The organism is Chamaesiphon sp. VAR_48_metabat_135_sub (genome assembly GCF_031418915.1).
In the GTDB taxonomy this organism is placed as follows: domain Bacteria; phylum Cyanobacteriota; class Cyanobacteriia; order Cyanobacteriales; family Chamaesiphonaceae; genus Chamaesiphon.
The window spans coordinates 1-7799 of record NZ_JANOJV010000016.1 but is presented as its reverse complement, the minus strand read 5'-3'; the positions used below and the strand labels follow the sequence as shown (position 1 = coordinate 7799).

Here is a 7799-nt window from a genome sequence, read left to right as displayed (position 1 = left end):
CCAGAGCAGCGAAAGAACGCTAGATCGATTCCACTGATTGCTTGTGTAGATGATAGTATTGCCGTCTATAAAACTCTAGAGACAATTATCACAGAACATGGCTATCAATGCTTTGGAGTTCAAGATCCACTCAAAATTATTTCTAGTTTAATTAGAAATAAACCCGATCTGATTTTCCTAGATTTGGTGATGCCGATTACCAATGGTTATGAAGTTTGCGAGCAGATTCGGAAAACGCCCAGTTTAACAAATGTGCCAGTTATAATTTTAAGTGGGAGTGATGGTTTGATCGATCGAGTCAGAACTAAATTTGTTGGTGCCAATGGATTTTTGGGTAAGCCGATCCAAGCTGAATCGATCGTCAAGATGATTGATAAATATCTCGATCGCAAACAATCAAATCATAAAGTAATATCTGACAATGCCGAGAAACTCGAACGCGATCGACAGCTAACTGTGTCTAATAATATTGGCAAACAAATTTTAGTCGTCGATGACGATCCCAATATCCGCGAAGTTGTGTCCATGTGTCTGAGAAAACTCAAAGGTTGGGAAGTGGTGACAGCAGCATCGGCAAAAGAAGGGCTAAATATCATCCTGACCAAGAGTCCCGATGTTATTGTCTTAGATGTGATGATGCCGGAAATGGATGGACTGGCTTTCTTGCGCCAACTCCGTGCTAATCCTGTGAATAAATTCACTCCAGTCGTGCTATTGACCGCAAACCGCTATTTACCTGATAAAGATTTTTTGACCGAACTAGGTGTGGTGGAGATCGTGTCTAAACCATTTCTCCCCTACAATTTAGTGCAGTATATCGATCGAGCGTTGATTAGAGGGTAGAGAGTAGTCAATAGTGGATAGCAGGGAACTGCATGATCTTATAGCAATTCCCCGAAGAAGCATATTCATAAAGCTTTAGCATTTGAATTTAGCGATCGATTATCAATTAATTTAACTATCAAACAACACCGTAGTCATATAATTATCCGCCCACTCCGTACCAAAAGCTTTTTCTAATACCCGACGGGTTTTATCATTTTGCTGTTGCTTGGTGGAATAGTAATTTTGCGCGGTGACAATTTCGGCGCGTTCGGTAGTGCTGACAGGGATAGCTATTGCTGCTTGTTGACAGTGGATTGTTAGCATGGCGGTGACTCGATCGAGAAACCATTGCTCTTCTTCAGGATTTGAAGGGCGCACGAAGAAGCAAAAATTTGAAAAAATATCTGCCCAGGCGGGTAATTCGCGGGGTTGGCTGAATGTATGAGCGGGTAATTGATGGAGCGGAATTTGATAATTTTCGGGTAATACTCGCTGGGCATTGAGTGGGGATAAATCGGCAATTGCCGCACTGATTTGTCCGCGCCCTGCGACAATATCTGTCCCAAACATCGGCAGCGCGTATTCAGGATGGGGAAACATTACGCAATGAAGGATGTCCAAATTCTTGCCAACTTGAGCGAGTTCGAGATGCAGTTTCCGAAATTGGGGGGTTTGGTAGCACTTATTTTCGATGATCAGTTTTTCTCCTTCCAATCGCCCTTCGACATATCCCAATTCGGAGGGCAGATGATAGGGTGAGAGATCGAGGTGTTTTGCCCAGACAGATTCGATCGCATTAGCGAGCTGCTGAATTAAAGTGTGCTGGCGCGATCTCAGTGACTGGGTACTAGTTTCCATCATAATAAATAGCCGATCCAAAATTGCGATATATTTCGATTTGCAGCGATGACGCTGACACGGAGCAGCACGATGAGTGCAGTTGACCTATTTGCAAAACACCACATATCCACCAAATATTAACAGGATCGGCTATTTAGCTGAGTAAAACTTCATCTTTATTTAGAACGACTAATTTCGCATCAACCACTTTTGACTATTGAGTCGGAGTACTAATCCTGAAACCAGGAGATCTAGCGTAATTTTACGTTCGTCGATCAGGAATGATTCGATCGTACTAGATTTACTACCTCGATCGACACAAGAAATCGCTCGTTTGCCCTGAATATTATCCTCGAAGAAATAGATGTTAAATTGACGTTTACCATCATTCCAACGACCGATCACTTGGCTGCAAGCGGGTGAAGTTTCAAAGCCCTTGACGGCGATTTTAGACTGCTCCAGCGCAACCTGGAGATCGGTGACACCTTTATCGACTAAAGCTTGGGTGAGGGCGGGGAGATAGTCTTGTTGGATAAATTCCGTAAAGGGTTTTGCCTCCACTGCAGGGGGTTTTTCCTTTTTGGGTGGAACCGTTTTTTCTACAGGTGCAGCGGTATCGGTTGCAGGTGCAGTCGCATTGGGAGCGGCTGGTTTAGCTTCTTTCTCCGTGGCTTTGGCTGCGGGAACTACACTATCTGGGGATTCTTCTACCATATCGATGCTTACACTGTTTTGGAACCTTCAATCCAATTTTACCCCAAGCACTGCGAGGTCGATCGATTATCGATCGTTAGTAGAGTATGCTTTTTTATAGGTTGGCCATACCAGCCGATCGTTAATGCATATTTGTTACTATTTCAAAGGTAACTTTTCCAACAGTCTCTAAATAGCTTCAGCATAGCTCTTTTCATCACCCTGTATATCGAGTATGTCGCATGTCAAAACTAAATTGCACTCGTAACAACTGTAGTGGCACGATCGATGATGGTTACTGTGATACCTGTGGAATGGCGGCGTTAAAATCTCAATCCGAACTCGATCTGGCTCTCGCTGCAACGGCAAGTAATAAACCAGTTCAACCTAGTTCCCAGAGCCTCAAAACCGCGCCTAATAGTGCTTCTGTTACTGGAACAGGTTCGAGTCCAACTAGTAATCGATCGTCCCGTGGTAGCCGTCGCAGTGCCCCGACAATAGGTAAAACTAGTCGCCGTCAACTGGGGGCGGGGTTGGTTTCGATTCCCGAATTGCCTTCTACCGTGCCTGAATTGGCGATTTTAGCTGAGGCGAAGGTACCTGAAAATAAACGATTCTGTGCGGGTTGTAATCAGGCTGTCAAGAGAGATAAAGGTTTTTGTACTAAGTGTGGGCAAAAATATAATTTTGTACCGAGTCTGGTACCTGGAGATGTTGTCGGCGCGCAGTATGAAGTGAAGGGTGCGATCGCGTATGGTGGGTTAGGTTGGATTTATTTAGGCTTCGACAAATTATTATCGCGGTATGTCGTACTTAAAGGGTTATTAAATAGTGAAGATGCGGCGAGTGCGGCGGTAGCATTAGCGGAGCGGCAATTTTTGGCAGCAGTCAAACACCCGAATATCGTGGGGATCTATAACTTTGTCACCCATGATGCTGAAGGGTATATCGTGATGGAATATGTGGGTGGTAAAACGCTTAAGGAGCTGCGGAAGGAGCGGGGAACGCTACCTGTAGCTGAAGCCATCGCCTATATTCATCGAGTGCTGGGGGCTTTTGGATATCTCCATCAGCAGGGTTTAGTCTACTGCGACTTCAAACCAGATAATGTCATGCTCGAAGGGGATGATATTAAATTAATCGATTTAGGTGGTGCGAGAAAAATTGACGATCCCGATGGCGATATTTATGGTACCGTCGGGTATGCTGCGCCAGAAGCTGGTGAAGGCCCGACAATTGTATCGGATCTATTCACGATTGGGCGAACTCTCGCCGTATTAGTCACGAATATTTCAGGCTTCAGTACCGAGCATCAATATACCCTACCTAGTGCCCAGTCAGACACGGTTTTTTCTCAGCAAGAATCGCTTTATCGCTTCCTCCTCAAAGCTACCGCACCAGCCGCAGACGATCGATTTCAGACAGCCGAAGACATGGCGGAACAACTTTTGGGCGTATTAAGAGAAGTTGTCGCCATCGAAACCAGTACCCCCCGCCCTGCTAACAGTAGTTTATTCGATGGCGATCGATTATCAGTCACCGCTGGTAGCGATTTCAGCCCGATTCAGCCTAGTTACTTACATTTACCCTATTTACTCATCGATGCCAAAGATCTAGGCTTCAACGTCGTCCTCAATGCCAGTATGACGACAAATTTAGAGCGGCGGATCGAACAATTAAAGCAGGTCGTCAAACAATTACCTACATCGATCGAAGCTAAACTCAGATTAGCAAATAGTCTAATCGATCGCGGTCACATCGCAGCGGGTGACTATACCGAAGCCGAAATGCTCCTAGAAAAATTAGCCATCCAAGATGCTTGGGATTGGCGAGTAGACTGGTATCGTGGTAAATCGCTCCTCGCTCAAAATCATCCCCAAGCAGCGCAAGCAGCATTCGATCGAGTATATTTCGATTTACCTGGAGAACTCGCCCCAAAACTGGCTTTTGCCATCGCAGCAGAGCAGAGCAGTAACTATCTTCTCGCCGCTCAGATGTACGAATTAGTCGAACGCACCGATCTCAATTATCCTACCGCAGCGTTTGGTCTAGCCCGTTGTCGGCTGATGCAAGGCGATCGAACTGCTGCTGTTACTGCCTTACAACAAGTGCCGCCCACGTCTACTCTCTATACTAGAGCAAAAGTGGAGATCGCCCGAATTTTGGTCGATCGACAGTTACCTGTCGCGATTAATATTCCCAAACATCCCCAACCTACGCTCAAGGAACTTGAATCGGCAACTCAAACAGTAGAAGCTCTAACTTTAGAAGGGATCGAAAAATATCGACTCGATCGACAAGTACTAGAAACCGCCCTAACTTTACTCACATCAAAAGCAATTACCGCTCAGAATAATCTGATGATTTTAGGACAGCCACTTGAGGAAATTAAACTCCGTCAAGGGTTAGAAAAAGTCTTGCGATCGATCGCATATTTGAGTACTGGGGCGGAGAAGGTCTTGCTAGTAGATGAAGCAAATCGTGTCAGACCAAAAACACTATTTTAGATCGGTTAACACACCTGACAATTTGGGCTATTATTTGTCGCAATTCATTTAAGTACGCTCGATCTCGGCAATTTTATCTCTGGCTATTTGTTGCAAATAAGAATTATTTTTGAGATCGCAGATATCGAGTGTCCTTTGGAGATCGGCTATTGCCTCTGTTCGTTTCGCTCTTGCCAACCGAGCCAACGCGCGGAAATAATAGGCATGTTCGTCGCTAGCGGATAGACTTCCAGAGCCTGGGGTCTCGAGGGATAGAGCTTTGCTATAATCTCTATCTGCACCGAATTCATCTCCCAAGTTAGCTAGGGTGACACTCCGAGCGTAGTAGGTCGCGATTTTTGGGCGGAGATTGATGGATTTGGATAGACTCACCAGTGCTGAATTATAGCAGGCGATCGTCGCTTGGCTGACACCGAGGTTATAGTAACTTGTGGCACCAGGATCGAGCTGAGTATAACGGCTAAAGTCAGCGATCGCGCCATCATGCTCGCCAGTAAAGGAGCGATGATTCGCTCTGGCATGGAACGCAAATGCAAGCTGGGGATTGAGTTCGATCGCTCGATTGCTATCCGAGAGCGCGTCAGTCAAGCGATCGAGCTGGCGATAGCTCACCGATCTAGCTGCATAGGCTTGGGCTAATTGGGGGTCGATCGAGATCGCCAGATCGTAATCGGCGATCGCCCCAATATTGTCGTGGCTATAGTGACGGATCGTGCCGCGACCGTAGAACAGATTTGCGTCTGTTGGGGTGGATTGAATAGCGCGGTTGTAATCTGCTAACATGCGTGGCAGATCGCGAGAAGCTTGTGTCGATCGATCGGTCGGACACCAATCGGCAAACAGAAAATCTTCGATTTCGTAGCAAATCTTGGTGAGATCGTCACAAAAAGATTGAAATATATCGTTGAATAAGTGCATCACTATCCTCAAATTCAGAAAGTCTATAATTGTTGTAGCCGATGCACCCAGAACAATTGTGACACTTCGATCGCCGATCTACCTCGATCTAGATCGCCATCTGCATAATTTATTCACTAATTTATTGTAATACCATTCACTCAATCGATGTTCCAGCCACATGGCTCGATCTCGTTCTAAATTCACCCCATAGAGATCGATCGCCCCCACTTTCCGAAATAGCTGAAGCTGTTACTGTAGAAATCTTATAACAACCTCGCAATCCGAATTAGACTAGTGAAACCAGAGATCTTTTTATCTGTCTTGTCGATCTTGGCGATCTCAGTGCCATTAGCGAATGTAGCATCTATCGCCCAGCCTGTCCATACCGAACTCTATGCTCAAGCTGTCGATATTACCAGTCAATCGGGAGAAGCCTTGTTTGTCAAAGATCGCTGGGAAATCAAAATATTCAAAGATGGTAATAGATACATTTATGCAGGCGGACAGGTTGGCTCAAGGGGTATTAGGTTAACTGGTGGTAGACTCACAAAATCTGGAGGTAAGCATTTCTATAAATGGAATAATGCTGGTACTGTCTATCAAGTCACCTGGCAACCACAAGATCCACTTTATGCCCGCATTCAGGTGTTCAATCCGCGCGGTAGCGAAATATTTAATAACTTGATGTGGACTCCAATTGGTGACTAGTAATGGGCGGTGTAAATCTAGTTACTATTTTAAGGAGACTGGGAGATGAGGAGACGGGGAGACTAGGGGCAAGAAATGGTAACGTAATTTCCGCCGTCTAGTACTAGACTATTCCCGAATCCCGAATCCCGAATCCCGAACCCCCAATTCCGAATCCTTACAATAATTACAAGTAAAATTAAAACGATCGAGATTGAAATTCTAGCAGCTAATCAATTTATATGTCAGGTCATAGTAAATGGGCAACTATTAAGCGACAAAAGGCGCGGGTTGATGCGGTGCGGGGGAAAACATTTACCCAGTTATCGCGAGCAATTATTGTTGCTACGCGCAATGGGATTCCCGATCCTAATGGTAACTTCCAACTACGGACGGCGATCGAAAAAGCCAAAGCAGCAGGTATTCCCAACGATAACATCGATCGAGCGATCGCCAAGGGTTCGGGGACCTTGGATAGTAGCAACCAACTCGAAGAAATTCGCTATGAGGGCTATGGTGCAGGGGGAGTCGCAATTATTGTCGAAGCTCTCACAGACAATCGTAACCGGACTGCGGCAGATTTACGATTTGCATTCACCAAGCGGGGTGGAAATCTGGGCGAAATGGGCTGTGTGGGCTGGATGTTCGACCTCAAAGGTGTCTGTTCGATCTCTGGTAGTGTGGACGAGGATACTTTGTTAGAGGCGGCTCTAGCGGGTGGTGCGGATGTATATGAGTTACTCGACGATGAAGAGCATCCTGGTGCGGAAGTATTTACCACGGTGGCGAATCTCGAACAACTTAATGCAACACTTCGTGCTGAGGGTTTTACTGTCAGTGACACTGAGTTGCGATGGATACCACAGAACACGGTACTAGTGGAAGATCCCGAACAAAGTAAGCAGTTGCTCAAATTAATTGAAGTTCTGGAAGGATTGGATGATGTTCAAGCTGTCACGGCTAATTTTGATTTGGCGGAAGAACTTTTGAATTAAATCATCTCGAAATCTAGGGTAGGGGCAATTCATCAATTGCCCCTACCCTAGATTTCGCTTTCGTAGCGTGTGTTATCACAAAACGCACCGCACCACCGCCAACGGTGCGTTACGCTGCCGCTAACATACCCTACAGCTACAGCAAATCTGTTTGACAAAGAATCCCGACTCTCCGCCAAGTACTAGTCGAATACCACAGTTTTATTGCTATATACCAGCACCCGATTTTGGAGGTGGTGGCGTACCGATCTTGCTAGCACGATCCGTTCGAGATCCTTCCCTTTGCGAATCAAATCCTCCACATCATCGCGGTGGGTGACGCGGACGACATCCTGCTCGATAATTGGCCCAG

General features: G+C 45.8%; 7 protein-coding genes and 1 pseudogene. 4 read left to right on the top strand and 4 right to left on the bottom strand.

Annotation, left to right across the window (positions count from 1 at the left end):
* Window positions 1–843, top strand: an 843-nt coding sequence (locus RMO55_RS00700) for a response regulator (RefSeq protein WP_310421971.1), incomplete at its 5' end; no start/stop codon positions are given.
* Window positions 844–954: 111 nt separating this feature from the next.
* Here RMO55_RS00700 and RMO55_RS00695 read toward each other — a convergent pair.
* Both RMO55_RS00695 and RMO55_RS00690 read right to left on the bottom strand, forming a co-directional pair.
* Complete coding sequence (locus tag RMO55_RS00695) at window positions 955–1686, bottom strand: phycocyanobilin:ferredoxin oxidoreductase (RefSeq protein WP_310421968.1); 732 nt, start codon at window positions 1684–1686, stop codon at window positions 955–957.
* Window positions 1687–1854: 168 nt separating this feature from the next.
* Window positions 1855–2379 carry a DUF2996 domain-containing protein gene (locus tag RMO55_RS00690; protein WP_310421965.1) on the bottom strand — a complete coding sequence of 175 codons (525 nt, stop codon included), beginning with the start codon at window positions 2377–2379 and terminating at the stop codon, window positions 1855–1857.
* 221 nt (window positions 2380–2600) lie between these two features.
* Between RMO55_RS00690 and RMO55_RS00685 the strand changes: the two genes are divergently transcribed.
* Window positions 2601–4865: a tetratricopeptide repeat protein gene (locus tag RMO55_RS00685; protein WP_310421962.1), complete on the top strand. Its 2265-nt coding sequence runs from the start codon at window positions 2601–2603 to the stop codon at window positions 4863–4865.
* Window positions 4866–4913: 48 nt separating this feature from the next.
* On the opposite strand, the gene RMO55_RS00680 is transcribed toward RMO55_RS00685, so the two are convergent.
* Entirely contained in the window at window positions 4914–5783 is an 870-nt protein-coding gene (locus RMO55_RS00680; RefSeq protein WP_310421960.1) for a hypothetical protein, read from the bottom strand.
* Between the two features lie 276 nt (window positions 5784–6059).
* On the opposite strand from RMO55_RS00680, the gene RMO55_RS00675 reads away from it, so the two are divergent.
* Together RMO55_RS00675 and RMO55_RS00670 are read left to right on the top strand one after the other, a co-directional pair.
* A complete protein-coding gene (locus tag RMO55_RS00675; RefSeq protein ID WP_310421956.1) occupies window positions 6060–6473 on the top strand; it encodes a hypothetical protein in 414 nt (137 codons plus the stop codon).
* 221 nt (window positions 6474–6694) lie between these two features.
* Entirely contained in the window at window positions 6695–7447 is a 753-nt protein-coding gene (locus RMO55_RS00670) for a YebC/PmpR family DNA-binding transcriptional regulator (protein WP_310421952.1), read from the top strand.
* A gap of 182 nt (window positions 7448–7629) precedes the next feature.
* On the opposite strand, the pseudogene RMO55_RS00665 reads toward RMO55_RS00670, so the two are convergent.
* Window positions 7630–7799: pseudogene (locus tag RMO55_RS00665) on the bottom strand (formyltetrahydrofolate deformylase); the annotation flags it as partial.